The organism is Imperialibacter sp., assembly GCF_040222385.1.
GTDB lineage: Bacteria > Bacteroidota > Bacteroidia > Cytophagales > Cyclobacteriaceae > Imperialibacter.
The window spans coordinates 1-1,064 of record NZ_JAVKDF010000072.1 but is presented as its reverse complement, the minus strand read 5'-3'; the positions used below and the strand labels follow the sequence as shown (position 1 = coordinate 1,064).

The following is a 1,064-nucleotide window of genomic DNA, read 5'->3' as shown; positions in this document are numbered from 1 at the left end:
GTTAAAAAGTCGACAAATTCATCCGTCGCTTCTGGCTTGCTTAAGTCCTGTTCAGTCACAGTTTGAAGGTGGGTGCAACCACAGATTAAAGTAATAGTTACGAAAAGGAACGTGCGATTCATCTATTGCAAGTAACGCCCGACTAACATGAGTGGCGGAATGTTATGCACTTCCCTCTCCACTCGCAGTTAGCCACGCCGATGACTAAAATTATACTTTGTGGCGGAGATTCCAAGCCCGCAAATGACAGAAAACAGATGAAGCCGCCATTCATTGTTAGTCTTGTGTTATCTTCTTTTACTGCGTTAAAGTCAGGCTGTCAGTTACGACGATCCTTTGACACCAGCCCATCAAAGCATAGGGCATTGTCCTTTCCACTGACCCATCTATCGTTTTGAAGGTAACTGTTACTTCTTCCACAACGGGCATACTATCCCAATCCTCCAGGTATTTTGGAACGTAGAAATTCACCATTGTACTCCCAGGCTTCAGTCGACCCAGCTCCTTTGAAAATGATGCCGACTCGAGAGATACATTTTCGATGATGTAGCGTGAGGTATTTCTTAGTTCGAAATACATTCGTTCATCAATATTGGATTGGAGGACCAAAATAATCCAAAGCGCAGGTATGTTCGCAAGCACAATTAAGAATGGAAGAGCGTCCTTAAACCAATGTCTGTTTTCTCCTGAACCTGCAGCTATTGCACTGGCTATTAGTCCGATCAGCCCAATTGGAGCTGAGATTCCTATCCAGCTTAACCCAGCCACTTCAAGCTTAGTTAGGCTAACTGCGAAGAATGCCCTGGCGCCCCACCATAGCAGAAATATTCCAACACCGACAGATAGAGTCAGACTACCGCAAACCAATCCAGTCCAGTAAAAAGCTTTGTTCTTCAAGTTTTTCGTCCTGCAAGTCTATTGAAGATAACGCCCGGCTATGGCGAGTGGGGTTGTTTTATGCACTTCGCTGCCCACTTGCGCATAGCCACGCCGATGATAAATTTATAATTTGTGGCGTACAATCCAAGCCAGCATCCGTCAGTTTAGCGGCGAGGGCCCCATTC

1 protein-coding gene is annotated in these 1,064 nt (G+C 45.6%); it reads right to left on the bottom strand.

Going from position 1 to position 1,064, the window contains the following annotated elements:
• Nucleotides 1-297 precede the first annotated feature (297 nt).
• Nucleotides 298-897 (bottom strand): hypothetical protein, encoded by a 600-nt coding sequence (locus RIG68_RS28880; protein ID WP_350130515.1) that lies wholly within the window; start codon nt 895-897, stop codon nt 298-300.
• Nucleotides 898-1,064 lie beyond the last annotated feature (167 nt).